Source organism: Pseudonocardia hierapolitana (assembly GCF_007994075.1).
Classification (GTDB): Bacteria; Actinomycetota; Actinomycetes; order Mycobacteriales; family Pseudonocardiaceae; genus Pseudonocardia; species Pseudonocardia hierapolitana.
The window spans coordinates 8,723,134-8,749,716 of sequence record NZ_VIWU01000001.1; the positions used below are offsets into that span (position 1 = coordinate 8,723,134).

Genomic DNA, 26,583 nt, shown 5'->3' on the forward strand with positions numbered 1-26,583 from the left:
GGCAATGACGCTCTCCGAGACCACCCGGATCACCGCCGCTGACGAACGCCGTTCCGCCCGCGGCGGCGCCTTCTCGATGTTCGTCGACAGCTTCGACGTGTACCTGCCCGCCCTCGTGCTGCCGGCGGCAATGGCCTACTTCATGCCGCAGGACCTGCCCGCGCCGATCCGCGCCACGTTCACGACGGTCCTGTTCACCGTCGGGCTGCTCGGCCGCCCGATCGGCAGCGTGATCTTCGGGAACCTGTCCGACCGGATCGGCCGCAAGCGGGTCACGATGCTGTCGGGCTGGGGCTTCACGGTCGTCACGCTGCTCATGGGCCTGTTGCCCGGGTACGCGGCGTGGGGCTACGGCGGCATCGCCGTGTTCGCGGTGCTGCGGCTGGTCGGCGGGATCTTCCTGGCCGGCGGGTACGCCGCGCCGATCCCGCTCGCGCTCGAGCAGGCCCGCCCGCACCGCCGCGGCCGGGTCGGCGCGCTGATCGGCATCGGCGCGCCCGGCTCGTTCCTGCTGATGAACGTCCTTCTGTTCGGGGTGCTGGAGACGGTGCCGAAGGACGGGTTCCTGTCGTGGGGCTGGCGGGTGCCGTTCGTCGTGGGCTTCCTGCTCGGGCTGGTCTACCTCTGGCACTACCGCAAGGTCGTCGAGGACGAGGAGTCGATCGTCGAGCGGCGCGCGTCCTCGACCCGCCAGCCCGTGGTCGAGCTGTTCACCACCCACCGCGCGCTGATCACGTCGGTGTTCCTGTTCACCTGTGGCTACTGGTTCGCGACCCAGATGTCGGTGTCGTTCCTGACGACGCTGCTGGTGCAGGTGCTGGGCCGGAGCCCGACGCTCGGCAGCGTGCTGGAGATCGTGTCGTCGATCGTCACGATCGGGATGATCGTGGTGCTGGCCGAGGTCTCCCAGCGGATCGGGCGGCGAGCGCTGCTGATGCGCTGGGCGCTGGTGATGACGGTGGTCGTCGCGGCGGCGTTCGTGCTGCTGGTCGTGGCCGCCAGGGGCGGTGCGCCGGAGTGGGTGCTCGGCGTGCTCTACGTGGTGGCGAAGGTGGTGCCGTCGGCGCCGCTCGGCGTGATCCTGGTGTACCTGAACGAACGCTTCCCGTCGTCGGTGCGCGCGTCCGGCTACGGCATCGGCTACATGTTCGGGCTGATCCTGCCAGGGCTCTACACCGTCTGGCTGCTCGCGCTCTCCACGCTGATGCCCTACGAGTTCACCCCGGTCGTGCTGATCGTCTTCGGCGGCCTGCTGATGTTCACGGCCGTGCGGCGCGGCCCCGAGACCCACCCGGTCCGATGAAGCTCACCGACGACGACAAGGCCATGCGCGACGGCGCCGAGGGTCCGGCCGTCGCCGCCGCGATGGACCTGCTGATCCGCTACGGCGAGGCGCTGGACGCCGAGCACCTCTGCGACGTGCGCAACGTCGCGGGCACCACCACCCAGCCCTCCCCGGTCAAGGCGCGGCTGGTGGCCGAGGGCGGCTGGGAGAAGGCCTTCTCGGTGATCAACCTCGATGCGGACTTCGATTCGTACGAGGCGTTGCCGATCCCGGACATGAAGGTGCCCACCTGCCAGCTGCAACAGGGCTTCGGGCCGGACTCGGTCGGCATCGCGCCGTACCCGGAGAAGTTCGTGGAGCTGCAGTCCGACGCCGAGGCGTTCTACGGCAGGCGCGGGGTGCACATCCTCGCCACCTGCACGCCGTACCAGGTGGGGAACCTGCCGACGCGCGGCGAGCACTGCGCGTGGATGGAGTCCTCCGCGGTCGTGTACGCCAACTCCGTGCTCGGGGCGCGCACCAACTGCGAGGGCACGGCGTCGACCGGCGCGGCGAGCCTCACCGGCCGGATCCCGTGCTGGGGCAACCACCACGACGCCCACCGGCTCGGCACGCACCTCGTGCGCGCTGACGTTCCGGTGTCCGGGTTCCGCGACTGGGGCATGTTCGGCTACTTCGTCGGCGAGCTCGTGCAGGAGGCACGACCGGTCGTCGTCGGCGACCTGGCCCGGCCGGACCTCACCGAGCTCAAGCACTTCGGCGCCGCCGCGGCGTCGTCGGGCGGGGTGGAGCTCTACCACGTCCCCGGTGTCACCCCGGAGGCGCCGGACGTCGAGACGGCGTTCGGCGGGACCGTCCCGGAGGCGGTGGGTTACGGCGCCGCCGAGCGCAGGCACGTCTACGAGACCCTCAACGACCAGGGCAGCTGCACCGACGTCGACTTCGTGCTGCTCGGGTGCCCGCACGCCTCGCTCGACCAGATCCGCGCGGCAGCACGCGCGCTGGAGGGCCGCCGTCTGCACTCCGGCACCCAGCTGTGGATCATGGCGCCGCGCGCGCTGAAGGACACCGCCGACCGCAGCGGCTACACCGCCGTGATCGAGGCCGCCGGTGGGAAGGTGCTCGCCGACTCCTGCCCGGCGATGTCGCGCTCGGCCCCGCCGGGCACCAAGGTCTTCGCCACCGACTCGGCCAAGCAGGCGCACTACCTGCCCGCGATCCTCGGCATCGAAGCCTGGTTCGGCACGCTTGACGAGTGCGTCGACGCCGCCGTCACCGGGCGCTGGAGGGGTGGGCTGTGACCGTTCTGCACGGGCGCACCGTCGTGCCCGGCGTCGTCGAGGGTGAGGCGCTCGTCTCGCACGAGACGATCTCCGGCTGGGGCGGGATCGACCCGGCCACCGGCACGATCATCGAGCGCCGCCACGAGCTGTGCGGCGTGTGCTTCACGGGCAAGATCCTGGTCTTCCCGGGAGCGAAGGGCTCGTCGGGCTGGTCGGGGTTCTTCCAGACCACCAGGCTGCTGGGCACCGCACCCATCGGGATGATCTTCACCGTCGTGACGACGAAGGCGGCGCTGGGCGCGGTGGTGACCCGCGTACCCGCGCTGACGGACCTGGATCGGGACCCGACGGAGGCGATCAGGACGGGCGATCGGCTCCGTCTCGACGCGACCGCGGGCACCGTCGAGATCCTGCGTTAGCCGCCGCTCGCCCGCACCAACGTCCGTATCTCGCGGAGCGCGACCGAGACGGTCGCCAGGTCGGACCGGCCGGCCGCGCCGATCTCGTCGAGGAGCCGCAGGCAGCGGTTCGCCGCGACGTCGGTCCGCGCGATCCAGTCCCGTACCAGCTCCTGCCCGGTGCAGCCCGACCAGCTCGTCCGCACGACCTCGGCCGTGATCGCCGAATGGACGACGTGCAGATCCTCGCGGAGTGCCGCCCTCGCCAGCGCAGGCCAGCGTTCGTCGCGCGGCAGGTCGAGGATCCGGGCCCGCAACCAGTCCAGCCGCAGGTGCTCCTCGAGCGCGAAGTGGACCACCGCCACCTCCCCGACCGGACGCCCGGTCGAACGCGCCACCGCGGTGATGTCGAGCGCGGAGATGAGGTCCGGCGACGTCCGCACCGCCCTCGCCAGCTCCTCGGGGACGCCGGCGTCCACGTGGCCGCGGACCGTCCGGTCCAGGGCGCTGCGCCGGTTCTCGCTGATCAGAGCCGGGATCAGCGAGGTCAGCTCCCGCACCCCCGGCTCGAAGAACTCGATGGTCTGGGCGATGTCGAGCGGCTGTTCCCGGTTGCGCAGCAGCCACCGTGTCGCCCGCTCGGCCAGCCGGCGCAGCTCGAGGAAGAGCGAGATCTGGGTGCGGGTCGGCACGACGCCGTCGAGCGCCTCGAGCCTCTCCCACAGCGCGCCCATCCCGAAGACGTCCCAGGCCGCCGTGTGTGCCCGTGCAACGTCGGGTGCCGAGAGGCCCGTCTCGTCCGTCAGGCGCGACACGAACGTCATGCCCGCCCGGTCGACGACGCCGTTCGCGACGCGGGTCGCGATGATCTCCCGTCGCAGCGGGTGCTCCTGGATCTGCCGCGGACAGCGGTCGCGCAGCACACGGGGGAAGTACCGCTCGAGCGCCCGGCCGAGGAACGGGTCCTCCGGCACGTCGGAACCGATCAGGTCGTCGAACAGCTCGATCTTGCTGTGGGCCAGCAGCAGCGCGAACTCCGGGAGCTGGAGGCCCCCGTTGATCTCGGCCCGTTCCATGAGCTCGTGGGTGCCGGGCAGCTGCTCGGCCGCTCGGTCGACCCGGCCCGAACGCTCCAGGGCGTCGAGGTACCGGGCGTGGACGTCCCGCATCGCAGGGGCTTGCGCCGAATCGAGGTGGATCGCCCGCGTCAGGCCGTCGCTGTCGGCGAGCACGTCGGCGGCGACCTCGTCGGTCATCGCCGCGAGCAGCTCGTCGCGCTGCTTGCCGGTGAGGTCGCCGTCGCGCACCACGCGGTCGAGCAGGATCTTGATGTTGACCTCGCGGTCGGAGCAGTTCACAGCGGCCGCTCCGTCGACGACGTCGGCGTTGATCTGGCCGCCGAGCAGCGCGTACTCGGTCCGGCCGCGCTGCGTGAACCCCGAGCTCCCACCCTCGCCGGCCACCCGGCACCGCAGCCCGGTGGCGTCGACCCGGACGGCGTCGTTCCGCTTGTCACCGACCTCGCCGTGCGGTTCGGCCGACGCCTTGACGTACGTGCCCACGCCCCCGTTCCACAGCAGGTCCACCGGGGATTCGAGGACGGCGCGGACGAGCTCGTCCGCGGAGAGCGAGTCGGCGTCGACGCCGAGGGCCCGGCGCATCTCGTCCGACAGCGGCACGTCCCTCGCCGTCCTGGGGAACACCCCACCGCCTGCGGAGATGAGCGACCGGTCGTAATCCGCCCAGGACGAGCGGGCCAGCCGGAACAGCCGCGCCCGTTCGTCGAAGCTGCGCCCGGGGTCGGGGTCGGGATCGACGAAGACGTGGCGGTGGTCGAAGGCGGCCACCAGCCTGATGTGCCGCGACAGCAACATGCCGTTGCCGAACACGTCGCCGGACATGTTCCCGATCCCCGCGACGGTGAAGTCCTCGTCCTGCACGTCGATACCGAGCGACCGGAAGTGCCGCCGCACCGACACCCACGCACCACGGGCGGTGATGCCCATCGCCTTCCGGTCGTAGCCGGTGGATCCGCCGGAGGCGAACGCGTCTCCGAGCCAGAAGCCGTACTCGGCGGAGATCGCGTTGGCGATGTCCGCGAACTCCGCGGTGCCCTTGTCGGCGGCGACGACGAGATACGGGTCGTCGCCATCGTGCCGCACCACGCGGCGCGGCGGCACGGCTCGGCCGTCGACCATGTTGTCGGTGACGTCGAGCAGCCCCCGTACGAACGTGCGATAGCAGGTCGCGACGTCGGCCTGTGACTTCACGACGAACCCGCCCTTCGCGCCGACGGGCACGGCGACCGCGTTCGTGACGCTCTGCGCCCCGACCAGACCGAGGATCTCGGTGCGGAAGTCCTCGGGCCGGTCCGACCAGCGCAGCCCACCCCGGGCGATGGGACCGCCGCGCAGGTACACACCCTCGACCAGCGGCGAGTACACGAAGGTCTCGAACGCAGGCCTCGGCAGCGGCAGGTCGGGGACTGCGTGCGGGTCGAGCTTGAAGACGAGCGACGTCGCCCCATCGGTGAAGAAGTTCGTCCGCAGCGTCGCGGTCACCAGGTTCAGGAGGCTGCGCAGCACGCGGTCCTCGTTCAGCCGCGCCACCAGGTCGATGCGCCGCTCGATCTCGGCGACGGCCTCCTTGGCGGCGAGACCGCGGTCCTCGCGCACGTCGCGGTCGGGATCGAACCTGATGGCGAACAGCTCGACGAGCAGCGCCGCGATCTCCGGGTTGTCCACCAGCGTCGTGGCCATGACGTCCCGGCTGAACGTCGTCCCGGCCTGCCGCAGGTACCTGACGTACGCGCGGAGGACGGTCGCATCCCGTCCGCGCAGGCCGGCGCGGAGCACGAGCCGGTTGAACCGGTCGTTCTCGATCTCGCCGCGCCACACCGCCGCGAGGGTGTCCTCGAAGCGGGCCCGGACGTCGGCGACGTCGAACTCGTCCAGGTCCTCGTGCCGCAACCCGAGGTCGTAGATCCACACCGGCTGCGCGCCCGCAGGCCGGATCTCGTACGGCCTTTCGTCGACGACCCGCGTCCCCATGTTCTCCAGCAGCGGCACGACGTCGGAGAGCATCAGCGGCTCGCCGTAGCGGTAGAGCTTCAGGCGGGGCAGCGGGTCGATGCTGTCGAGCAGGGAGTACAGGTGGATCGCGAGGCCGTCGGGCGGGTCCCCGGCCAGCAGGGCCTCGAGCCTGCGGATGTCGCTCACCGCGGTCCGCGCCGTGTGGTCGTCCTGGTAGCCGGGGGGCATCGCGTTCGCGTAGCGGCTGAGCAGCAGCACCCCCTGTTCCTCGCCGAACTCCTCGACGAGCGCGTCGGCGAGGTCGTCGGTCCACGTGCGCAACGCCGAGGTGAGCCGGGCCTCGACCAGGGAGGCGTCCAGATCGGCCACCGCGCCGGGCTCGACGTAGATCACGAAGTGCAGGCGGGCCACGGAGGAGTCCGTCACCAGCGTCGACTCCTCGGCGTGCACGCCCTGGAACGCGCTCATCAGGGTGTCGCGGATGCAGACCCGTGCCGCCTCGTCGAGCCGTCCGAGCGGCAGGTCGACGAAGCAGGAGAAGAACCTCCCGAAACCGTCCCGGCGCACGCGCAACCGCAGCCGCTGCTGGTGCTGCAGCTCGAGGATCGCCATGGCGTCGCCGTACAGCTCGTCCGCGGTGGACTGCAGGACCTCGTCCCTCGGGTAGCCGTCGAGGATGTCGACCAGGACCTGCGCCTCGTAGGTGTGCCGGGGATCCGCGGCGCGATCGAGCACCGCCCGCATCTTCTGCCGCGCGATCGGGATCTCGGCGAGCGCAGCCTTCGCCACGCTTCTCGGGTAGAGCCCGAGGAAGCGCCGCTCGCCGACCGCCCGTCCGTTCTCGTCGATCCGCTTGACCCCGACGTAGTCGAGATGGGTCCCGCGCTGGACGGTGGCGCGCGAGTTGGCCTTCGTGATGTTGAGCAGAACCGGTTCCGGCAGCCTTCTGCGCACGTCGGCCGGCAGCGTCGAGAGCGGATGGGGTGTCCCCGGAACGGTGCGCAAGATGCCGAGGCCGGACCCGTCGACCGCCCGCAACACCTCCTCGCGCGGGCCGGGCACGAGCTCGTACTCCCGGTAGCCGAGGAACGTGAAATGGTCCTCGGCGAGCCACCGCAGGAACTCCGCGGCCTCCGCCCGGTCCTGCGGATCGACGGTCGGCGCCTCGGCATGGAGGCCCTGCGCGATCGAGACCGCCCGCTCCCGCATCGCGGCCTGGTCCTCGCTGGCCGCTCGTACGTCGCCCAGCACGCGGACCAGGTCCCGCCGGAGCTCGTCGAGCACGGCCGGGTCGGCCTGGCGGTCGATCTCGATGTGGTGGAAGGACTCCCGGACCACCTCCGCGCTCCTCTGCTCGTCCTCGCCGAGCACGGCGAGCAGCTCGCCGCTCGCGCCGCGCACCACCTCGAAGACCGGGTGGAGCGCGATGTGCAGCCCGAACCCGTGCCTGCCGAGCTCGGTCTCGAGCGACTCCGGGATGAACGGCATGTCGTCGGCCACGACCTGCACGACGGTGTGGGGGCATGCGAAGCCGTCCGCGTCGAAGGTCGGCGAGCACACCGCCACGGTGAGCTCCCCCGGCTGACGGCGGCGCGCCAGGCGCAGGTGGGCGAGCGCCGTGCCGAACAGGTCGGGGACGGCGCGGGCGGCGAGGTCCTCACCGGCGACGCGCTCGTAGTACCGGTCGACGAGCGGGAGGTACAAACGCGCGTCGGCCGCGCCCATCCGTTTCGCCGCGTACTGCCGCACGCGTTGGATGACCTCCGACCGGTCGTCGTGCGGAATGGCACGCATGCCTCGCTCCTCCCGGATCGCCTCACCGAGAAGGCTCCACCTTCGCGGCCGTCTTGGGGAGCGCCTGCCCTTGTGCAATCGGGTCTCTCGGCTCATCCTCGGCCCGGGACGCACGAGGGAGCGGCCGATGGAACGAACACCACCGGAGCCGTCCGGCGACTACGAGTACGACCTCGTCCACGAACCCGGCCTCGAGTTCGAGGCACCGCACGAACAGCACCACGACAGCAGCCCGCCCCCGAAGCCCGACCCGGGGGGCGACTACGGCTACGACGAGGCCCACGACTGCAGATCGGTCGGGGACGGCTAGCGGTAGCCCCGCTTGAGCAGGTATCCGGCTCCCGCCTCATAACCCTCGGGGCTGAGCTGTTCGAACCCGAAGACGTCGGCGAGCCGGTTGGTGGTGTCGAAGGCGGCGCAGACCGCGAGCGCGTCCTGAACCTGCTGGGGTGATACTCCCGCGGCCAGCACTCCCCGCATGTCGTCGGCGTCGACCGTTCCCTCCCGGGTCAGCTTCCCGAGCATCCGCAGCGTTGCCCGCAGCGGCTCTTCGATGGGTGCCGATTCCAGATCGGTCAGCACCGCCGCGACCCGTGGCCCGTCCTGGTACGCCTGCCTCGCGGTCGCGGTGTGCGCGCCCATGCAGAACGCGCACCCGTTCACCGTGGACACGAAGGCCGCCATCAGCTCCCGGTCGCCCACCGACCAGGCGGACGGCCCGCGCATGGCCCCGTGGGTGAACACCTTGGCCCGGGCACCGTAGAAATCGGGCCGGTAGAAGGTCAGCTTTGCGGCATCCGGTACCGGGTGCCCGGAGAACAGCCGGATGAGCGCGAACAGCAGCTTGACCCCCGGGCCGTAGCCGCGGTCGAGGATCTCAAGTCGCATGGTCCTGCCTTCCCTCGATCGCCTCGGCCAGGGCCGCCAGCCCTGCTTCGTACAGCCGGGCGGACCGGCCGACCGCGGCGCATACCACCAGCTCGAAGAGCTGGCCCTCGGTGCAGCCCGACGCCTTCGCCGCAGCCAGGTCCGCCTCGGTGACCTGCGCCGGCCGGTCGACGACCTTGCCGATCAGCACGTCCAAGGGCGGGGAGAGGCCGTCGCCCGCGAAGGCACGCGCCCGCTCCTCCGCAGATGCACTGCCCTCCCCGTTCAGCACCCGATCCACCAGGGCTCGGTGCCCTGCTCGCTTCTCGTCCTCATCCAGCACGGCGCTCTCCGCTCCTCTGCGGGTGGGCTTCCTGCCCTCGTGTACTAGACGATCGGCACAACGCCGAATGTGACACGCCCGCTCCTCCGTCGAGCGGCTTCTGGGTGCGTGGTCCTGTGCCCAACCCCAGCGGGCCGTCCCCGAGCAGAGCCGCGACGTAGGCACGGTGCTCGGCCTGGTCACCGACCAGCACTTGCGGGCCGCGGCGGGGCACAGCATTGCCGCGGTGCCGGCGGCCTCACCGCGTCTGCGCCGCCCGACACGGTCGACGTGCAGCGGGTGTCTTCCCGAGCAGCGGCGATCGAACGGACACCGGAGGGCTACGACGAACTCGCCGTCCGCTACGAGGCCACCGTCCATGTCGGCACGATCGACACCTGGCTCCGCCACTTATCAAACAGGCTTTAGCCGGCTCGCCATTGGCGAGCGACCGTGGCGCGCTGCGCCGGGCGGCGTCGCTCGGATCTCGGGTGTCCGGGCGGTGGGGGTGCGGTGCTGCGGTAGCCGTGCCCGGTCGGTGTGGTGATCCGCAGCGTGTGCCGCGGCCCGGGCTCCGGCCGAATTTCCCAGCCGGGTGCCTGGCGGGCGTAGTTGCACTGGGCGCAGGTCCCGTTGCCGTTCTCCGCCGAGGTCGCCCCGCCCTGGTGGTGGGGTAGGGCGTGGTCGATGTGGCGGATCGGGGCGTCGCACCACGGGGTGGTGCAGTACTGGTCGCGGATCTCGATGAACCGGGCCAGCCCGGCCGGGAACACCCGCCGGGTGGAGTCCATCCCGACCAGCCGCCCGCTCTCGGGGATGACATACAGCCGCCGCAGCCAGGCGGTCTCGGTTTCGGCGCCCGTCACCGCGAGTCGGCGGGCCAGGCCGGCCGGGATCGGCCCGTACCCGGCCAGCAGCGCCGGCTGCTCACGGCCGTCGCCTTCGCCTTCGCCGAGGAGGGTCCGGTCGGTCATGATCAGGTGGATCTCCACCGGCACCCCGGTCGCGGTGGCCTGCCCGGTCACGCGTTCGACAAGGGTGTCGGCCATCAACTGGCCCCGGGTGCGCCCGTCCCCGGCCGCGATCGCGGTGTCGGCGGCTTCGCGCAGGGCGGCGTGGACGGCGACCCCGTGGGCGACCGGGAGCAGCGCGGTGACCCGGGCCATGACGTCCGGGGCCGGCCGGGAGGTGACCCGCCGCTCCGACTCGGCCTTCGCGCGGCGTCGGGTGTATCCGGCCGGGTCGAGCCGGTAGGCGATCTTGCGGATCTCGGCGGTCAACCGGCGGTCCCCCCACCCGGTCAGCCCGGACGGGTCGGCGCACAGGTGGGCGTCGACGAGCTGGCGGTATTCCTTGGACAGGAAGATTGTTTCCTGGGCGAGCAGGCCGGCCCGCCATTCGGAGATCGCGCCCTGTTCGAGCGCGGTCAGGGTGTGGGGCATCTCGGCGACCAGGACCTTGGCCAACCCCAGGTGCCGGCCACCGCGGTAGGGGGATTCCTGGCGGGCCAGCGCCACCTGCGCGGCCACCCCGCGGCCCTGCCGCTGCGCCGGCAGCCCGGTGGCCGCGTGCCCGGCCCGCATCGAGGTGTCCAGGTCGACGGCGATCCGGGCCTGGGCGGCCGCGGCGGCCGACTTCAACCGTTCCAGGGCCCGCAGCTGCTCGATCCGTTCGGTGTCGGGGACGTCCCGATCGAACCGGGCCAGCCGATCGACCCAGGCGTTGATCGTTGCGGAGTTCAGCAGGTCGTCCGGTAGCGCGTCGGACAGCGCGCCCGGCACGGCGTCCGGCGTCACGTTCGGCACGGCGTTCGGCGACGGATCCGACAGCGCGTCCGGCAAGGCATCCGAGGTGGAGTCGGCCGCCGCCTCGGCTGGGGTGATTGGCAGTGCGCCCGGCGCCGGAACTGGTGGGTCGGCTGGTGTCTCGAGTAGCGCGCCGGTCAGCATGGTGCGCATTCTTTGCTACCGGGTATTCGCTGGTGTCGCGGACACTTTTCGGGTCTTCGCGTGAGGGCGGAGCTTGGTGGGGTTGGCGCGGTTTTCGACATGCCTCCAGTTTACGCGAACAGATGTTCGACGCGTAGGTCTTTTTGGGTGATCGGGGTGTTCACTATTGTGAACGCGGCTTGAGTGGGAGATCGCGTGCGGCCGGGTAGGTGGCGGGGTGGGAACTGCCGATTCCGTGGTTGCGTTGCGCGGTGCTCGCCTTGCCTCCCGGGCCTGCGTGCGAGCCCGTCCGGTTGGGGTGCGCGGCAACTAGCGTGTGGTTGCGCGGCGAGGGAGGGGTCGGGACCACAGGATAGTTGCGTGGGCACCCGGCGGTGACGGTCTCGTCGTGAACCGCCGTGCCCTCCAGTCGGGGACGGCCGTCAACGCGACCACGTCATTCGGTAGTGATGCCAACCGGACCAACAGGTCGAGGTGACGGAGCGGCGGACGGAATCGTCAGCGCACCGGGCCTGAAGCGGGGAGCGATTGCCTGCGTGCCCGAGTCGGGAACGGCGCGCCCACCGGCATGATCACCAGTTGGGCGCATGTCAATCGGGTCCTACGGCGGTGATCAAGGGCAAATGGTCGCTCTCGAAGATCGTTTGACAACCATCTCCCCTTGATCGCTGAAGGTTCCTCGCGTCGATCAGGCAACAGCCTCTATCCGTCGAAAATGCTCTGATCGGGCGGCTCGGCCATGATCGGGGCGAGGCCGGTGCCCGGAGCGATCTCCTCCGCCTCCCACCCCCGGCGGAACAGCACCGCGTCCCGGCCGTGCAGCACCGTCCCCCCCCCGCTCGCTCGCAGCCAGGCGCCCTCGCGCAGCCCCAGCACCGGCACGTCTCAGGCAACGCCACGCGACCCGATGAAGAGGCGAGCCGATCCCGGTGATGGCGCGCCTTGCGAGATCACCCCAGATCGCGGTGAGCGATGACGTTCGTGATGTGGACCCGCGCGACCGCGAAGCCGGCCGACGCGAGGGAGCGGGAGAACTCCTCCGGGTCTTGCGAGGGCATGTATCGCCTTCCGATGGCCATGCCCACCCGCAAGAAGTCGTCCGGGTCGTCGGACAGCGCCGCCTCCCCTTCCAGCATGGCGAACCGGTACGGATGGGCATCGTCACTGACGGACACGGCCACGCGGCCGTCGCGGGCGATGGACCTGCCCTTCACGCTTCCGGGATGCGTCGTGAAGATCAACTGGTCACCCTCGATGATGAAGCAGATCGGGGTGACGTGCGGGAGCCCGTTCGATCGGCAGATCGCCGCGTTGCCGAGACGGGATCCCTCGGTCACGAACTCGCGCCATTCGTCGTCCGACATGACGGTCACGGGTGGTTCCTCCTCGTCGACTCCGCGTACCGCTCGAAGAGGTCCGCCAGTTCCTTCGGCCGGCTCAGGGCGGGGCAGTGACCGCTGGCGATCTCGTCGGGGACGATGCCCAGGCGCTCGTGCGCCAACCGGCGGAACAGGTCGGGCGGGAAGAAGCGGTCCGCTGTGCCGAGCACGAACCTCGTCGGCACGTCCGGCCACGCCTCCAGCGGCCACGGGGCAGCCGTCGAGGCCGGTGACGGGTGCGCGCGCTCCCGCGCGAGCGCCTCGTCGGCCAGCTCTCGCGGTACGTCGTGGTAGAAGCTCACGTACGGATCGGGGCTGCCGGTCAGCCCGCCGTCGCGCGCGGCCTGTTCCTCGACCGCGCTCCGGTAGCCGGAGTTGCGCCACCAGTCGTCCGGTGGCTCACCGGGGGCCGGGATCATGCCTGCGACCAGGACCAGCACGTCGACCGGGAGCCGATCGGCAACCAGAGGTGCGGTGAACGCACCGAACGACTGACCGACGACGACGAGGTCCCGCTTCCCGTCGACGGCGTCGACCACCGAGTCGGCGTAGTCGGTCAAGGTCGCTGATTCGTCATCGCCGGGAAGGTCGGGGGCCACCACGTCGTGCCCGCGCGCACGGAGCTCGGCCTCCACGAGGTGCCAGTACCAGCCCGAGTCTCCCGCGCCGTGGATCAACACGAACGTTGTCATGGCATCCACGCTAGAGACATTGAGCATCATGTAAAGCGATAGTTCCCGATCGATTCGATCGGAATCCTCTATGTTCCTAAGGAGGGCACGTTCGGCCGGGCGGCCGCCCGGCTCGGCTACACCCAGTCGACGGTGAGCCAGCAGGTCGCAACGCTGGAGCGGACTGTGGGCGGCGCGCTCTTCGACCGCCCCGGCGGACCCATGCCGGTCCGGACCACGCCGCTGGGCGCCGTCGTCCTCGAGCACGGGCGCGACCTGCTGGCGAAGGCGGAGCAGCTCGCCGACGCCGTCGACCGGTTCAAGGCGGGCGACGGCCGTATTCCACCCGGGCTGCCACGGCCGCCCGCAGCGCCTTCTTGTCGATCTTGCCGACCTTGGTGGTGGGCAGCTCGTCGACCAGCTCCAGGCGCTCGGGCAGCTTGAACCTCGCGACGCCCGCGGCGTCCATGGCGTCCCGCACCTCGTCGAGGGTGACGGCGGCACCGGGGCGCGGCACGACGAAGACGCAGACCCGCTCCCCCAGGACCGCATCGGGCATCGCGACCGCCGCGACCTGGCTGACGGCGGGGAGCTGGTAGACGAGGTTCTCCACCTCCTCGGCCGAGATCTTCTCGCCGCCGCGGTTGATCATGTCCTTGTCCCGGCCCTCGACGATCAGGTAGCCATCGGGAGTACGGCGGCAGATGTCGCCGGAGCGGTACCAGCCGTCGGCGGTGAACGCGCGGGCGTTCTGCTCCGGGGCGCGGTAGTAGCCGCGCGGGGTGTACGGGCCGCGGGTGAGCAGTGATCCCGGCTCGCCGTCGGGCACGTCCTCGTCGAGCTCGTCGACCAGCCGCACCTCGTCGTCCGGGGACAGCGGCCGGCCCTGGGTGGTGCAGATGATCTCCTCGGGGTCGTCGAGGCGGGTGTAGTTGAGCAGGCCCTCTGCCATGCCGAACACCTGCTGCAGGGTCGCGCCGAGCACCGGGCGCACCCGGCGGGCCAGCTCGTCGGCGAGCCGCGCGCCGCCGACCTGCAGCACCCGCAGCGATGCGAGGGGCCCGTGCTCGGCGGCGTGCTCCAGCCAGCGGCCGGCCACCGCCGGCACGACCGCGGTGTGCGTGACGCCCTCGGCCGCGATCGTCGCGAACGCCCGCACCGGCTCGGGCGACGGCAGCATGACGACCCGGCCGCCGGACAGCAGTGTGCCGAGGATCCCGGGGCAGGCCAGCGGGAAGTTGTGGCCCGCAGGCAGGCTCACCAGGTACACCGTCCCGGCGTCGAAACCGCACACCTGCGCGCTGGCCAGCGCGTTGTAGGCGTAGTCGTCGTGGGTGCGCGCGATCAGCTTCGGCAGCCCGGTGGTGCCGCCGGAGAGCAGGAACACCGCCACGTCCCGGCTGTCCGGGTGCGGGCCCGACCAGCCGGGCCCCGGCGCACCGAGGGCGCGCAGATCGTGGTGGCCCGCGGCGATCTCGTCGCCCGCCACGAGCACGTGCCGCAGCGCCGGCACCTCGGCGACGAGCTGCGCGGCGAGCGACTGGTGGTCGAAGTCCCGCAGCCGGTCCGGCACCGCGATCGCGGCCGCCTCGGCGTGGCCGGCGAGGTGGGCCAGCTCCGCGCGCCGGTGCGCAGGCAGCGCCATCACCGGCACGATCCCCGCGCGCAGGCAGGCCAGCGTGAGGACGACGAACTCCCAGGTGTTGGGCAGCTGCACGACGATCCGGTCGCCCGGCCCGAGACCCAGCCCGACCAGGCGGGCGGCCATCGCGTCGGCGCGATCGGCCAGCCCGGCGTGGGTGAGGCGCAGCCCGCCGTCGACGAGCGCGACGGAGTCGGGGCGGCTCTCGGCCGCCTCGCGCAGCAGCTCGCCGAGCGCCCTGCCCTGCCAGAAGCCCGCCGCGACGTACCGCCGCGCGAACTCCTCCGGCCACGGGACGACACCGTCACGGACCATCGCGGACCTCCGTGTCTGCGGTGACCACGGCATCGGCCCGGCCGGAGAGGACGACCGTCAGTGCGTCCGCCTCCCCGTCCACCAGGACCGCTGTGCGGCCGTGCACCAGGCGGATCTCCTCGCAGACCAGGGTGCGGGTGAACGCCGCACCGCCGTGGACCGCGACCAGCGCCGCCCCACCGTCGATCACCTCGCGCACCCGGGCCCTTGCCGCCGGCAGCCCGGACTCGTCGGCCGGCGCCTCCACGTGCGCGGCCCCGGCCGGGACCTCGGTCAGCAGCCGACCGGGGAACGTCGTGCCACCGGCGGCCAGTGGCGTGTCCAAGGGTTCGGCGCCGTACCGCTGCACCCACGCCCAGTGGGTGGAGGCGACGAACCCGGGGTCGCGGCGCGCGAGCCGGGCGTCGGTGATGCTGCGGGAGAGGAAGTGGTAGGCGAACTGCCAGGGCTCGAACGCGTCGTGGTAGCGCCCGAAGTGCTCCCACCAGGACAGCGACGGGCGCGCCGAGCCCTGGACCGCATCGACCGACGGCCGTGCCGCGGCCTCGTACGCGGCGAGCGCGGCCGGCAGGTCGCCGGTGTGGGTGGTGAGGGCCTGCGCGAGCGCGACCGCGTCCTCCATCGCCATCTTGGTGCCCGAGCCGACGGAGAAGTGCGCGGTGTGCGCGGCGTCGCCGAGCAGCGCCACCGGGCGGGGTTCGAGGGTGGTCCAGCGGGCGGTGCGGCGGGTGCGGAAGTTGCCCCACCGCGAGTTGTTGACCAGCAGCTTGTGGCCCTCGATCTGCTCGGCGAACACCTCTTCCAGGTACGCGCGGGTCTTCTCGTCGCTCGGCCCCGGCGGCTGCGACACGTCGAACTCGTCGAGACCCGCCGCCCGCCAGGACGCCTCGTCGGTCTCCACGATGAAGGTCGAGACGTCCGCGCCGGCCGCTGTTGATGTGATCGGGTAGCCGTGCACGGCGAAGACGCCGTGCGGTCCGCGCTCGTGGACGAACGTGAGCCCGTCGAACTGGTAGTCGGTGCCGAACCAGATGAACTTCGCCGTGGCGGTGTCGACCGTCGAGCCGAACGCGGGCTCGAGCGCGGTGCGCAGCTGCGAGCCGGTGCCGTCGGCGGCCACGACGAGGTCGTACCCGTCGAGGTCGGCGAGGGCCACCTCGGTGGAGAACCTCAGGTCGGCGCCGAGCCCGCGGGCGCGGTCCTGGAGCAGCCCGAGCAGCGTGCGCCGCACGATCGCGGCCATGCCGTTGCCACCGCAGCGGATCCGCTCCCCCTTGAGCCGCACCTCGATGGCGTCCCAGTGCCTGCCGCGGGAGTCGAGCGCCTCCCGCAGCACGGGGTCTGCCTCGACGATCCCGGCGAGGGTGCGGTCGGAGAACACCACGCCGAACCCGAAGGTGTCGTCGGCGCGGTTGCGCTCGAACACGGTGACCTCGATGGACGGGTCCCGCTTCCGGATCAGCGCGGCCAGGAACAGCCCGCCCGGTCCCCCACCCGCGACGGCGACGCGCATCAGGACACGCACCTCCGGGACGAGTGGCCACCCTCGTCGGTGGCGCGCGCCGAACACTACAACCGTTCGCCGACGGACGTCCATGTATCGTCACCCTTCGCGGATCACGAGGCCTGCGCGAGCTCCCCCAGCACCCCGTCGACGAACACCTCGGCCGGTGCGCGCAGCAGCCCGTGGGCCTCGAGGAACACCTCGTGGGCCGCCCGGCCCGACCAGCCCTCGGGAAGCAGCTCCGGCGGGAGGTCCGGGTCGCGGAACGGGAAGCGCCGGTAATCGTGCACCAGCTGCATCCGCGCGACCAGCGCCTCCCGGCCCGGGAGGCCGCGGCGGTAGGCACCGAGCCGGGGCCGGTACGCGTCCAGCAGCACGGCGTAGTCGCGGTCGAGCCCGGCGAGGTCCCACGCGCGGCTCGCCATGTCGCGGTCGGCGGCCGGCCCTTCCGAGCGGGACCGGAGGATGTCCAGCCGCACAGAGGCGTGCCCGGCCAGGTGGGTGCGGACGCCGGCCGTTCGGTCGTGCGAGCTGATCCACACCGACGGCGCGAGCGGCCCGAACCCCAGCCACGCCAGCTGCTTGCGCAGGCCTTCACGCAGCGCGCGCTCGGTCTCGGGCACCTGGTAGATCACCGTGTGCCACTGCCCGTCCCACGGCCCGGTGGTGCGATCGAAGATCCGCGAGCGGCCCTCGTCGAGCAGCCGCCACGCCGTGTCGGTGAGGACGTAGACGGTCTCGCGCCCGTCGCGGCGGCTGTCGAGCCAGCCCTCCTTGCGGAGCCGGGCGGCCACCACCCGCACCGTGGGCTCCGGCACGTCGAAGCAGGCCATCAGCGCCGCGAGCGCCCGCAGCCGGACCTCGCCGCCCCGGAAGCGCAGGTAGTCGCCGAACAGGTCGAACACGAGCGAACGCGCCTTCACGCAGGTGAGCATATTCGCAACAGCACACAGACGGTCGTCACGGGGATGTCGAGGACCGGGCGGAACGCGTGCCACCGCGCGGAAACGGTGCGCAACCGCGCCGCAACGCCGAGCTGATCAGGGAAACACGAACTCGTTCCGAACGTCACCACGGCGACACGCACGCGCCCGACTCTCTTCCTCATGACCTCGCGCAGCCCCGGCCGGGTACACGACGCGCACCGCCACATCGGCGTGCTGCCGGCGCACCCGTTCTACGGCGGGCCGCCGGTCAACCCGGACACCACGGCGCGGGCGACGATCGACGAGCTCCTCGCCGACCTGGACCGCGAGGGCGTCGAGCGCGCACTGGTGCTGCCCAACTACGGCGTGCCGGACCCGGGCACGTCGTTCGCGCTGAACGACCTCGTCATCGAGGCCGCGCAGCGGGACGACCGCATCCTCGCGGGGCTGTGGACGTCGCCCCGCCCGCAGGACGCCGCCGCCACCGCGAAGGCGCTCGCCCTCGCCGCTGAGCCGGGCGTGGCCGTGCTGAAGCTGTCGTTCCTGCTCGGCGGCCGGGCGGGCGACGAGACCTGCCGCCCGCAGCTGGACGCGATCTTCGCGGCCGCCCGCGCGCACGGGCTCGTCGTGCACGTGCACACCAGCCCCGGCGCCGCGAGCGACGTCGACGAGATCGGGCTGCTGGTCGACCGGTACGCCGACGACGTGCCGCTGCACCTGGTGCACCTCGGCGGCGGGATGAGCGGGCACATCAAGCTCATCGGTCACCGGTTCTTCGACTGGATCGCCGCGGGCAAGCGCGTCTACACCGACACGAGCTGGGCGATCGGGTTCGCCCCGCGCTGGCTCGCGGCCGAGATCGAGCGCCGCGGCATCGGCGCCGACCGCGTGCTCTTCGCCTCCGACCAGCCGTGGGGCGACTTCGCCGGGGAGCACGCGCGGCTCGCCGCCGCCACCGGTGACGGCGAGCTCGCCGAGCTCGCCTTCTCCCGCAACTTCGAGGCCCTCCACGGCCTCGGCTGACCCCATCCACCGAGAGGAACCGTCATGACCCAGACCGCCCCCGCCACCACCGGAACGCCGCTGATCTCCGACGAGGAGCTCAAGGCCAACCAGCTGGCCAGCCTGAACGAGATCCCCCACCCCTCGCTGCCCGCAGGCAGCAGCCTCTACGGCTCCACCAAGATCTTCCCGGACTACCAGGCGGGCGAGGGCGAGTGCTACTTCACGCTGGTGCACGGCATCGCACACGAGTCGTCGGTGAGCTTCGTGGCGATCCTGCAGGCGCTGCGCGCCCTGCGGAAGGGCTTCGAGTCGGTGCTGTACTTCTACGGCCCCGCCGCGATGAACGCGATGGCCACCCGCGGCTTCCCGACCACCGGCGAGTCGGCCTTCCCCGGTGAGCACAACATCAACACCCAGATCGAGCGGTTCATCGCCGAGGGCGGCACTGTCTACGTCTGCCGGTTCGGGCTGTCGCTGCACGGCCTGCGCGAGGAGGACCTGATCGCCGGGTGCATCCCGTGCCACCCGCTCGACGTCCAGGACGCGCTGATCCACTACGCGCGCAAGGGCGCCATCATCAACTCCACCTACAACCTCTGAGCCGGCCGTGACGGGCATCCCCACGCGGCCGTCCACGCGGGTGGACGTCGCGATCCTGGGCGTCCGGGTCGACGCCCCCGTCTCGCGGCGCGCCGGCGCGGGCCCGAGCGACGACGGCCACGTGGTGCTCGCCGGCCGGGCCACGGCGCTGCCGATCAACCCGGCGAGCCCGTACACGATCAGCGGGGGCCGGCTGCTGCTCGACGGGGCGGACCTCGGCCTCGACGCCGAGCCGGTGCGGCGGCCGCGGTTCTACGACCTCGCCACCGCCGACGGGGTGCCCTACGAGAGGCTCGCCCGCCTGCACGGGCGCGACGTCCTCGCCACCACGGTCGTGCAGACCTGCATCCGGTACGCCGAGGACCAGCGGTGCCGGTTCTGCGCGATCGAGGCGTCGCTCGAGGCGGGCTCCACCACGGCGGTGAAGAGCCCTGCGCAGCTCGCCGAGGTGGCGGAGGCCGCGGTCCGGCTCGACGGCGTGGGGCAGATGGTGATGACCACCGGAACGACGAACGGCCGCGACCGCGGTGCCCGCCACCTCGCCCGGTGCGTCCGCGCGGTGCTGGACGCGGTGCCGGGTCTGCCGATCCAGGTGCAGTGCGAGCCACCGGCCCCGGACGATCTCGCGGCGATCCGCGAGCTGCACGACGCCGGGGCGACCGCCATCGGCATCCACGTCGAGTCGCTGGACGACACCGTGCGGCGGCGGTGGATGCCCGGCAAGGCCACCGTCCCGCTCCCGCAGTACGAGGCCGCGTGGGACGAGGCCGTGCGGGTGTTCGGCGCCAACCGGGTGTCGACCTACCTGCTCGTCGGTCTCGGCGAGGACCCGGACGACCTCGTGCACGGCGCGCTGCGGCTCGCCGACCGCGGCGTCTACCCGTTCGTGGTGCCCTACCGGCCGCTCGCGGGCACCCTGGCCGCCGCCGACGGCGCCGGCCCGCCCGACCCGCTCGTGCTGGAGGACGTCACCCGGCGGGTGGCGGCCGGCCTGCGGGCCCGCGGCATGTACGGCGCGGACCAGGGCGCGGGCTGCGCGGCCTGCGGAGCGTGCAGCGCGTTGCAGGCGGCCGGGGCATGAGCGGCGATCCGCTGACGCGGAACGTGCTGCTCGTCGACCACCGCGCGGCCGAGCCGGCCGCGAGCTGGCGGATCGAGGAGGCCGACGGCCCGGGCAGGCGGGCGCACGCCGCGCTGCGGCACCGCGCGTTCGTCACCGAGCAGGAGCTCTTTGCGCGCACGGATCGCGACGTGGCCGATGACGACCCGCGCACGCTGGTGCTGGTGGCCAGGGCGGCGGACGGGTCCGTACTCGGGGGTGTCCGGCTCGGTCCGGCCGACGCAGGCGGCGCCGACGTCGGCTGGTGGAGCGGCTCGCGGCTCGTCGCCGCTCCGGGCGCGCCGCGCGGCGTCGGGCCGGCGCTGGTGCGGGCGGCGTGCGCGAGCGCCGAGGCCGCGGGTGTGCTGCGCTTCGACGCCACCGTGCAGGACCGGTACGAGCGGATGTTCACGCGGCTCGGCTGGCGCCGAACCGGCACCGTCTCGGTGGGTGGGCGGCCGCACGCGGCGATGACCTGGCCGGTCGGGCGGCTCGCCGCGCTGGCCCGCGCCACCAAGGGACCGCTGGGTGGGCTGCTCGCCGGCATGCACCTGGGCGGTGCGGGCTTCATCGGGGACGACGGCGCCCCCGTGCCCGGCACCGACGTCGTGGCGGCGTGCGACGCGATCCTGCCGTCGATGGTCGAGCGCGATCCCGAGTGGGCGGGCTGGTGCGGGGTGCTCGTCAACGTCAACGACCTGTCCGCGATGGGTGCCGCGCCGGTCGGCCTGCTCGACGCGGTGGCAGGCCGGGACGCGTCGTTCACGGCGCGGGTGCTGGCCGGGCTGCGCGCGGCGAGCGCGGCATGGGGTGTGCCGGTGCTCGGCGGGCACACCCAGCTCGGCGTGCCCGCGGCGCTCACGGTCACGGCACTGGGACGCACCGCCCGGCCGGTCCCGGCAGGCGGCGGACGACCCGGTCACGCCGTGCGGCTCACCGCCGACCTCGGCGGTGGCTGGCGGCGGGGCCACACCGGCCGCCAGTGGGACTCGACGACCACTCGCACGCCCGATGAGCTGCAGCTCATCGGCTCGGCCGTCGCCCGCACCGCACCCGCGGCGGCGAAGGACGTGAGCATGGCCGGGCTCGTCGGCACGCTCGGGATGCTCGCCGAGGCCTGCGGCTGCGGCGCCGTGCTCGACGTCGCCGCCGTGCCCCGCCCGGCGGCGGCCGCCGTCGGGGACTGGCTCACCTGCTTCCCCGGCTCCGCCTTCCTCACCACCGACGCCCCGGGCCGCGCCGTCGCGCCAGCCGGCCCGGCCACCACCGCCACGTGCGGTGAGCTCGTACCCGGCGGCGGCGTGACGCTGCGCTGGCCGGACGGCTCGCTCACCCCCGCGCTACCCGAGCCGGTCACCGGGCTCGGCCCCGCGACAGGAGACCCCACATGACAACGCTCACGGCCGTCGCCGCGCCGTTCGGGCGCGATCTCGATGCCTGCTTCGCCCGGATCGACGGGCTGCTCACCGACGCCCGGGAGCGCGGCGTGCACCTGCTCGCGCTCCCCGAGGCCACGCTCGGCGGCTACCTCGCCGACCTCGGCGAGCACGGCGTCGAGCGGGTGCTCCCCCGCCACGCCCAGCCGCCCGCCCTCGACCTCGACGGGCCCGAGATCGCCCGGCTGGCCCGGATGGCGGGCGACACGGTCGTCACCGCCGGGTTCTGCGAGTCCGACGGCGCGTCGCGCTACAACACGGTCGTCGCGGTGACCGGCGACGGCGTGCTCGGCGTGCACCGCAAGGTGCACCAGCCGCTCGGCGAGTCCAACAGCTACGCGGCCGGGGACTCGTTCCGCGCGTTCGACTCGCCGGTGGGCCGGCTGGGCATGCTGATCTGCTACGACAAGGCCTTCCCCGAGGCCGCCCGCACCCTCGCCCTGGATGGTGCCGAGATCATCGTCTGCGTGTCGGCGTGGCCCGCCGCCCGCACGGCCGCGAGCCCCGACCTCGCCGAGGACCGCTGGACCCACCGCTTCGACCTGTTCGACCGCGCCCGCGCGCTGGAGAACCAGGTGGTGTGGGTGGCGTCCAACCAGTCGGGCACGTTCGGGTCGTTGCGGTTCGTGTCCAGTGCGAAGGTCGTCGGCCCCGGGGGCGAGGTGCTGGCCACCACCGGCGTCGAGCCGGGGACGGCGATCGCCGAGGTGGACGTGCCCGCGGTGCTCGCAGGCGCCCGGCGGGCGATGGCGCACCTGCGTGACCGCAGGCCCGAGACCTACGGAGTGCCGACCGGTGTCTGAGTCGACCACGGAGCTCACGAGCTGGGGGACACCCCGCGTCCCGTTCCCCGCGCGGGTCCCGGTGGCCGTCGTCGGCGCCGGTCAGGCCGGGCTCGCCATGTCCTGGTGCCTGCGGAGGGAGGGGATCGCACACGTCGTGCTGGAGCGCGACACGATCGCGCACGAGTGGTCCGATGCCCGCTGGGACAGCTTCTGCCTGGTCACGCCGAACTGGCAGTGCCGGCTGCCGGGGTGGCCCTACCGCGGTGACGACCCGGACGGATTCATGGTCCGCGACGAGATCGTCGCCTACGTGCGCGGCTACGCCGCCTCGTTCGACCCGCCCGTCCTCGAGCACACCCCCGTCGAGCAGCTGGAGCCCGGCCCCGACGGCGGGTTCGTCCTCACGACCCCCGCCGGGACGCTCACGGCGGGCCGGGTGGTGCTCGCCACCGGCGGCTACCACCGTCCCGTCGTGCCCGGATGGGCCGAGCGGCTGCCCGAGCGGATCGTGCAGGTGCACTCCGCGCGCTACCGCAGCCCGCAGCAGCTCCCGCCGGGTGAGGTGCTCGTGGTCGGCAGCGGGCAGTCCGGCGCGCAGATCGCCGAGGACCTGCACCTCGCCGGCCGCACCGTGCACCTCGCAGTGGGGCGCGCACCCCGGATCGCCCGCTTCTACCGCGGCCGGGACATGGTGGCGTGGCTGCACGACATGGGCCACTACGACATGCCCGTCGAGCAGCACCGCGACGGCGAGGCGGCCCGGCTGGGCACCAACCACTACGTCACCGGCCGCGACGGCGGGCGCGACATCGACCTGCGCGCGTTCGCCCGCGACGGCATGCACCTCTACGGCCGGCTCGCCGGGGTGCACCGGGGCACGCTCACCTTCGCCGACGACCTCGCCGCCGATCTCGACGCCGCGGACCGCGTCAGCGAGAACGCGAAGGACCTGGTGGACCGGCACGTCGCCGCGGAGGGCATCGCCGCGCCCACCGAACCGCGCTACGAGCCGGTGTGGGCGCCCGGCCCGGACCACCCGACCACGCTCGACGCCGAGCGGATCGGCGCGGTCGTCTGGTGCACGGGGTTCCGCAGCGACTGGGGTTGGGTGCGCGTGCCCGCCTTCGACGGGCGCGGCTACCCCACCCACTCCCGGGGCGTCACCAGCGTGCCCGGGCTGTCGGTTCTCGGCCTGCCGTGGCTGCACACTTGGGGATCGGGTCGCTTCTCCGGGATCGCCCGCGACGCCGAGCACCTCGCGGAGCACATCGCCGCCGAACTGCAGCCGGCACTGGCGGCGGCCGGATGAAGGTCGCGGCCGTCGCGGCGCACTTCGGCCGCGACGTCGACCAGTGCGTCACGAAGATCGAGCTGATCGTCTCGGCGGCCGCTTCGCAGGACGTGGAGCTGCTGGTCTTCCCGGACGCGACGATCGGCGGCTACCTCGGCACGTTCGCCGGCACCGACGAGACCGGCCTGCCGCCGGTGCTCACCGAGGACTCCCCCGAGCTGAAGCGGGTGGCCGCCGCGGCCGGGGACATGGTGGTGTGCCTCGGCTACCGGGAGTTCGCCCCGGGCCTGCCGTACAACGCCTCGGTGTGCCTCACCGGCGACGGCGTGCTCGGCAGGCACCGGAAGGTGCACCAGCCGGCCGGGGAGGCGAGCGTGTACCGGGCGGGCGAGGGGTTCGCGGCGTTCGACACGCCCGTCGGGCGGCTGGGCATGCTGATCGACTACGACAAGACGTTCCCCGAGGCCGCCCGCACCCTGGCGGCCGACGGCGCGCTGGTGATCGCGTGCCTCTCGGCGTGGCCGGCGAGCCTCACCAACCGCGCCCCGCGGCTGGTGCAGGACCGCCAGACCCGGCTGTTCGACCTCTACGACTGCGCCCGCGCGGCGGAGAACCAGGTCGTCTGGGTGTCGGCGAACCAGACCGGCACCATGGGCAGGCTGCGGTTCCTCGGCCAGTCGAAGGTGGTCGGCCCCGGCGGGGAGGTGCTCGCGCGCACCTGGGCGAAGGCGGGGCTCGCACTCGCCGAGCTCGACGTCGCCGGTGAGGTCACCCGGGCGCGGACGGTGCTCTCGCACCTCACCGAGCGGCGTCCCGAGACGTACGCATGAAGATCGCGCTCCTGACCTACTCGACCAAGCCGCGCGGCGGCGTGGTGCACACCCTCGCGCTTGCCGAGGCGCTGGCCAGGGCCGGCGAGGACGTCACCGTCTGGTCGCTGGGCCGCGGCGGCGACGCGGCGTTCTTCCGGCCCGTCGACCCCGCGGTCACCGTGCGGCTCGTGCCGTTCCCGGACGTGCCGGGCGAGGGAGTCGGGGACCGCATCCTGCGCTCGATCGCGGTGCTGGGCGACGCGTTCGCCCGCCGGGCCGAGCGTTACGACGTCGTGCACGCCCAGGACTGCATCAGCGCCAACGCCGTGCCGGACTGCGTGCGCACGGTGCACCACCTCGACACGTTCACCACCCCGGCCCTCGCGGCCTGCCACGACCGCGCCGTCGCCCGCCCCCGCGCCCTGGTGTGCGTGTCGGCCGCTGTCGCGGCCGAGGTCGAGCGCGGGTGGGGCCGGACCCCGGTCGTGATCCCGAACGGGGTGGACGCGGCCCGGTTCGCGGCCGCGGCGGGCGCCGACGGGGCGGCGGGGCGGGCGCGGTGGCGCGAACGGCTCGGGCGCTACGTCCTCGCCGTCGGCGGGATCGAGCCCCGCAAGGGCACGCTCGACCTCGTCGAGGCGATGGCGCTGCTCCGCCGCGAGCGCCCGGACCTCGCGCTGGTGATCGCGGGCGGCGAGACCCTGTTCGACCACCGCGACTACCGCGCCCACGTCGAGGAGCGCGCCGCCGCGCTGGGCGTCGTGCCGGTCGTCCTCGGCCCGGTGCCGCACGCGGACCTCCCCGCGCTGGTGGCCGCCGCCGAGGTGCTCGCGTTCCCGTCCACAAAGGAGGGGTTCGGGCTCGCCGCGATGGAGGCGCTCGCCGCGGGTGTGCCGCTGGTGACCCGCGACCTGCCGGTGCTGCGTGAGGTGTTCGGCGGCGCCGCCGCGTTCGCCGCCGACCCGCCGGGCCTCGCCGCGAAGCTGCTGGCCGCCGCGGGGAACGTCGACCCGGTGCGGCGCGCGGCCGGGCGCGCGCTCGCCGCCCGCCACACCTGGGACGCCGCCGCGGCGGCGCACCTGCGGTTCTACGCGGGAGGGGCCGCGCTGTCGCGCACCACGAGCCGCGTGGGCATCGTCTCGATCTCGGACGCGGTGTTGCCCCCGAGCTGAGCGAGCAGCATCCGCACGGCCGCGCCGCCCATCTCGTAGGTCGGGATCGACACCGTCGTGAGGGTGGGCCGGACGTACCGGGCGATCGGGGTGTCGTCGAACCCGACGATCGAGACGTCGACGGGTACGCGGCGCCCGGCGTCGGCCGCCGCGGCGTAGGCGCCGAGCGCGATCCGGTCGTTCGCGCAGAGCAGTGCGGTGGGCGGCGGGCTCACGTCGAGGATCTCCCGCGTGGCCGCGTAGCCGCTCTCCTCGGTGAAGTCGCCGTACCGCACCACCGCGCCCGACTCGGCCAGTCCGGCGACCTTCAGTGCATCCCGGTAGCCCTGGGCGCGGTCCTGCACCGTGGTGGACGAGGCCGGTCCGCCGAGGAACGCGATCCGGCGGTGGCCGAGGCCGATGAGGTGCCCGGCCGCCTCCCGGCTCGCCGCGACGTTGTCGATGCGCACCGACGGGTGCGCGGTGACGTGCCGCCCGACGGCCACCAGCCCGGTGCGGTAGTTGCCGAGCACCGCGGTGCGGTCGGGCACGTCGGCCCACCCGCCGCCGGCCACCACGATGCCGTCGACGCGGGTCTTGATCAGGGTGTCGAGGTAGCCGGAGATCTTGGCGGGGTCCCGGTCGGTGTTGCAGAGCACGATGCGGTAGCCCCGGCTCGACGCCGCGTCCTCCACCCCCCGCACGAGCGGCGGGTAGTAGGGGTTGGAGATGTCCGGCACCACCAGCCCGATCGCGGCGGTGCGGTGCTGGAGCAGGGCACGCGCGAGGTCGTTGGGCCGGTAGCCCAGCTCCTCGATGGCCCGCTCGACCTTGTCCCGGGTCTCCTTGCGCACCGGCACGTCGGCCGAGGCCGCGCTGAGCACGCGGGACACCGTGGCGACGGACACGCCCGCCGCCGCGGCCACGTCCCTGATGCTGACCGTGCCCTTCGTCCGCGGCATCCCACGCACCCCCCTACCGCATGCACGTCCGCCACCCCCGAAAGGGTCAATGTTCTCGTCAGGGCACGGTTCCCG

General features: G+C 73.0%; 23 protein-coding genes and 1 pseudogene. 13 read left to right on the forward strand and 11 right to left on the reverse strand.

Going from position 1 to position 26,583, the window contains the following annotated elements; all coding sequences use genetic code 11:
• Positions 1–4: 4 nt before the first annotated feature.
• Genes FHX44_RS41250 through FHX44_RS41260 form a run of 3 tightly spaced genes read left to right on the forward strand, consistent with a single transcriptional unit; the run spans position 5 to position 2,987 of the window.
• Positions 5–1,303: an MFS transporter gene (locus FHX44_RS41250; RefSeq protein WP_147260711.1), complete on the forward strand. Its 1,299-nt coding sequence runs from the start codon at positions 5–7 to the stop codon at positions 1,301–1,303.
• Entirely contained in the window at positions 1,300–2,586 is a 1,287-nt protein-coding gene (locus FHX44_RS41255; RefSeq protein ID WP_147260712.1) for an aconitase X, read from the forward strand. Before FHX44_RS41250 ends, FHX44_RS41255 begins: the two co-directional genes overlap by 4 nt.
• On the forward strand, positions 2,583–2,987 hold the full coding sequence (locus tag FHX44_RS41260) for an aconitase X swivel domain-containing protein (protein ID WP_147260713.1): 405 nt from the start codon (positions 2,583–2,585) through the stop codon (positions 2,985–2,987). The genes FHX44_RS41255 and FHX44_RS41260 overlap by 4 nt, the downstream gene beginning before the upstream one ends.
• Here FHX44_RS41260 and FHX44_RS41265 read toward each other — a convergent pair.
• Positions 2,984–7,792, reverse strand: a complete 4,809-nt coding sequence (locus FHX44_RS41265; protein ID WP_147260714.1) for an NAD-glutamate dehydrogenase — start codon at positions 7,790–7,792, stop codon at positions 2,984–2,986. The genes FHX44_RS41260 and FHX44_RS41265 overlap by 4 nt on opposite strands.
• Positions 7,793–7,919: 127 nt before the next feature.
• On the opposite strand from FHX44_RS41265, the gene FHX44_RS41270 reads away from it, so the two are divergent.
• Positions 7,920–8,102, forward strand: a complete 183-nt coding sequence (locus tag FHX44_RS41270) for a hypothetical protein (RefSeq protein WP_147260715.1) — start codon at positions 7,920–7,922, stop codon at positions 8,100–8,102.
• Here FHX44_RS41270 and FHX44_RS41275 read toward each other — a convergent pair.
• From FHX44_RS41275 to FHX44_RS41300, 6 genes are all read right to left on the reverse strand, one after another.
• The gene (locus FHX44_RS41275) at positions 8,099–8,680 is read right to left on the reverse strand and encodes a carboxymuconolactone decarboxylase family protein (RefSeq protein ID WP_147260716.1); all 582 of its coding nucleotides are present in this window, start codon (positions 8,678–8,680) and stop codon (positions 8,099–8,101) included. The genes FHX44_RS41270 and FHX44_RS41275 overlap by 4 nt on opposite strands.
• A complete protein-coding gene (locus tag FHX44_RS41280; RefSeq protein ID WP_147260717.1) occupies positions 8,670–9,002 on the reverse strand; it encodes a hypothetical protein in 333 nt (110 codons plus the stop codon). Before FHX44_RS41280 ends, FHX44_RS41275 begins: the two co-directional genes overlap by 11 nt.
• A gap of 404 nt (positions 9,003–9,406) precedes the next feature.
• Positions 9,407–10,777 (reverse strand): HNH endonuclease, encoded by a 1,371-nt coding sequence (locus FHX44_RS41285; RefSeq protein WP_212612896.1) that lies wholly within the window; start codon positions 10,775–10,777, stop codon positions 9,407–9,409.
• Positions 10,778–11,632: 855 nt separating this feature from the next.
• Positions 11,633–11,812, reverse strand: a complete 180-nt coding sequence (locus tag FHX44_RS41290) for a type 1 glutamine amidotransferase family protein (RefSeq protein WP_147260718.1) — start codon at positions 11,810–11,812, stop codon at positions 11,633–11,635.
• Between the two features lie 68 nt (positions 11,813–11,880).
• Positions 11,881–12,294 (reverse strand): PPOX class F420-dependent oxidoreductase, encoded by a 414-nt coding sequence (locus tag FHX44_RS41295; RefSeq protein WP_246171058.1) that lies wholly within the window; start codon positions 12,292–12,294, stop codon positions 11,881–11,883.
• A 5-nt stretch (positions 12,295–12,299) separates the two neighbouring features.
• Positions 12,300–13,001 (reverse strand): alpha/beta fold hydrolase, encoded by a 702-nt coding sequence (locus FHX44_RS41300; protein ID WP_147260720.1) that lies wholly within the window; start codon positions 12,999–13,001, stop codon positions 12,300–12,302.
• A 63-nt stretch (positions 13,002–13,064) separates the two neighbouring features.
• On the opposite strand from FHX44_RS41300, the pseudogene FHX44_RS44405 reads away from it, so the two are divergent.
• Positions 13,065–13,217, forward strand: a pseudogene (locus FHX44_RS44405) (helix-turn-helix domain-containing protein); the annotation flags it as partial.
• An 82-nt stretch (positions 13,218–13,299) separates the two neighbouring features.
• Here the strand turns inward: FHX44_RS44405 and FHX44_RS41310 are convergent.
• The 3 genes from FHX44_RS41310 to FHX44_RS41320 form a co-directional block, all read right to left on the reverse strand.
• Positions 13,300–14,937 carry a (2,3-dihydroxybenzoyl)adenylate synthase gene (locus tag FHX44_RS41310; protein WP_147260721.1) on the reverse strand — a complete coding sequence of 546 codons (1,638 nt, stop codon included), beginning with the start codon at positions 14,935–14,937 and terminating at the stop codon, positions 13,300–13,302.
• Positions 14,927–16,450: an FAD-dependent monooxygenase gene (locus tag FHX44_RS41315; RefSeq protein WP_147260722.1), complete on the reverse strand. Its 1,524-nt coding sequence runs from the start codon at positions 16,448–16,450 to the stop codon at positions 14,927–14,929. Before FHX44_RS41315 ends, FHX44_RS41310 begins: the two co-directional genes overlap by 11 nt.
• Positions 16,451–16,554: 104 nt before the next feature.
• Positions 16,555–17,364, reverse strand: a complete 810-nt coding sequence (locus tag FHX44_RS41320; RefSeq protein ID WP_147260723.1) for a PaaX family transcriptional regulator — start codon at positions 17,362–17,364, stop codon at positions 16,555–16,557.
• Positions 17,365–17,547: 183 nt separating this feature from the next.
• Here FHX44_RS41320 and FHX44_RS41325 point away from each other — a divergent pair, with 183 nt between their 5' ends.
• Genes FHX44_RS41325 through FHX44_RS41360 form a run of 8 tightly spaced genes read left to right on the forward strand, consistent with a single transcriptional unit; the run spans position 17,548 to position 25,567 of the window.
• Positions 17,548–18,390 carry an amidohydrolase family protein gene (locus tag FHX44_RS41325; protein WP_147260724.1) on the forward strand — a complete coding sequence of 281 codons (843 nt, stop codon included), beginning with the start codon at positions 17,548–17,550 and terminating at the stop codon, positions 18,388–18,390.
• 24 nt (positions 18,391–18,414) lie between these two features.
• On the forward strand, positions 18,415–18,972 hold the full coding sequence (locus FHX44_RS41330) for an MSMEG_0572/Sll0783 family nitrogen starvation response protein (RefSeq protein WP_147260725.1): 558 nt from the start codon (positions 18,415–18,417) through the stop codon (positions 18,970–18,972).
• A 7-nt stretch (positions 18,973–18,979) separates the two neighbouring features.
• Positions 18,980–20,053, forward strand: a complete 1,074-nt coding sequence (locus FHX44_RS41335) for an MSMEG_0568 family radical SAM protein (protein WP_147260726.1) — start codon at positions 18,980–18,982, stop codon at positions 20,051–20,053.
• Positions 20,050–21,462 (forward strand): MSMEG_0567/sll0787 family protein, encoded by a 1,413-nt coding sequence (locus tag FHX44_RS41340; RefSeq protein WP_147260727.1) that lies wholly within the window; start codon positions 20,050–20,052, stop codon positions 21,460–21,462. Before FHX44_RS41335 ends, FHX44_RS41340 begins: the two co-directional genes overlap by 4 nt.
• Complete coding sequence (locus FHX44_RS41345) at positions 21,459–22,310, forward strand: carbon-nitrogen hydrolase family protein (RefSeq protein WP_147260728.1); 852 nt, start codon at positions 21,459–21,461, stop codon at positions 22,308–22,310. The genes FHX44_RS41340 and FHX44_RS41345 overlap by 4 nt, the downstream gene beginning before the upstream one ends.
• On the forward strand, positions 22,303–23,601 hold the full coding sequence (locus tag FHX44_RS41350) for an MSMEG_0569 family flavin-dependent oxidoreductase (protein WP_170309257.1): 1,299 nt from the start codon (positions 22,303–22,305) through the stop codon (positions 23,599–23,601). Before FHX44_RS41345 ends, FHX44_RS41350 begins: the two co-directional genes overlap by 8 nt.
• On the forward strand, positions 23,598–24,413 hold the full coding sequence (locus FHX44_RS41355; protein ID WP_147260729.1) for a carbon-nitrogen hydrolase family protein: 816 nt from the start codon (positions 23,598–23,600) through the stop codon (positions 24,411–24,413). Before FHX44_RS41350 ends, FHX44_RS41355 begins: the two co-directional genes overlap by 4 nt.
• Entirely contained in the window at positions 24,410–25,567 is a 1,158-nt protein-coding gene (locus FHX44_RS41360; protein WP_147260730.1) for an MSMEG_0565 family glycosyltransferase, read from the forward strand. Before FHX44_RS41355 ends, FHX44_RS41360 begins: the two co-directional genes overlap by 4 nt.
• Here the strand turns inward: FHX44_RS41360 and FHX44_RS41365 are convergent.
• On the reverse strand, positions 25,483–26,508 hold the full coding sequence (locus tag FHX44_RS41365) for a LacI family DNA-binding transcriptional regulator (protein ID WP_147260731.1): 1,026 nt from the start codon (positions 26,506–26,508) through the stop codon (positions 25,483–25,485). The genes FHX44_RS41360 and FHX44_RS41365 overlap by 85 nt on opposite strands.
• Positions 26,509–26,583: the final 75 nt, after the last annotated feature.

What these genes read in the sequence shown, in the direction of transcription:
- FHX44_RS41365 (WP_147260731.1), bottom strand. Translation starts at nt 26,508, where the DNA reads ATGCCGCGGACGAAGGGCACGGTCAGCATCAGGGACGTGGCCGCGGCG.
- FHX44_RS41255 (WP_147260712.1), top strand. Translation starts at nt 1,300, where the DNA reads ATGAAGCTCACCGACGACGACAAGGCCATGCGCGACGGCGCCGAGGGT.
- FHX44_RS41315 (WP_147260722.1), bottom strand. Translation starts at nt 16,450, where the DNA reads ATGCGCGTCGCCGTCGCGGGTGGGGGACCGGGCGGGCTGTTCCTGGCC.
- FHX44_RS41275 (WP_147260716.1), bottom strand. Translation starts at nt 8,680, where the DNA reads ATGCGACTTGAGATCCTCGACCGCGGCTACGGCCCGGGGGTCAAGCTG.
- FHX44_RS41300 (WP_147260720.1), bottom strand. Translation starts at nt 13,001, where the DNA reads ATGACAACGTTCGTGTTGATCCACGGCGCGGGAGACTCGGGCTGGTAC.
- FHX44_RS41270 (WP_147260715.1), top strand. Translation starts at nt 7,920, where the DNA reads ATGGAACGAACACCACCGGAGCCGTCCGGCGACTACGAGTACGACCTC.
- FHX44_RS41250 (WP_147260711.1), top strand. Translation starts at nt 5, where the DNA reads ATGACGCTCTCCGAGACCACCCGGATCACCGCCGCTGACGAACGCCGT.
- FHX44_RS41355 (WP_147260729.1), top strand. Translation starts at nt 23,598, where the DNA reads ATGAAGGTCGCGGCCGTCGCGGCGCACTTCGGCCGCGACGTCGACCAG.
- FHX44_RS41340 (WP_147260727.1), top strand. Translation starts at nt 20,050, where the DNA reads ATGAGCGGCGATCCGCTGACGCGGAACGTGCTGCTCGTCGACCACCGC.
- FHX44_RS41325 (WP_147260724.1), top strand. Translation starts at nt 17,548, where the DNA reads ATGACCTCGCGCAGCCCCGGCCGGGTACACGACGCGCACCGCCACATC.
- FHX44_RS41295 (WP_246171058.1), bottom strand. Translation starts at nt 12,294, where the DNA reads ATGTCGGACGACGAATGGCGCGAGTTCGTGACCGAGGGATCCCGTCTC.
- FHX44_RS41265 (WP_147260714.1), bottom strand. Translation starts at nt 7,792, where the DNA reads ATGCGTGCCATTCCGCACGACGACCGGTCGGAGGTCATCCAACGCGTG.
- FHX44_RS41330 (WP_147260725.1), top strand. Translation starts at nt 18,415, where the DNA reads ATGACCCAGACCGCCCCCGCCACCACCGGAACGCCGCTGATCTCCGAC.
- FHX44_RS41360 (WP_147260730.1), top strand. Translation starts at nt 24,410, where the DNA reads ATGAAGATCGCGCTCCTGACCTACTCGACCAAGCCGCGCGGCGGCGTG.
- FHX44_RS41345 (WP_147260728.1), top strand. Translation starts at nt 21,459, where the DNA reads ATGACAACGCTCACGGCCGTCGCCGCGCCGTTCGGGCGCGATCTCGAT.
- FHX44_RS41310 (WP_147260721.1), bottom strand. Translation starts at nt 14,937, where the DNA reads ATGGTCCGTGACGGTGTCGTCCCGTGGCCGGAGGAGTTCGCGCGGCGG.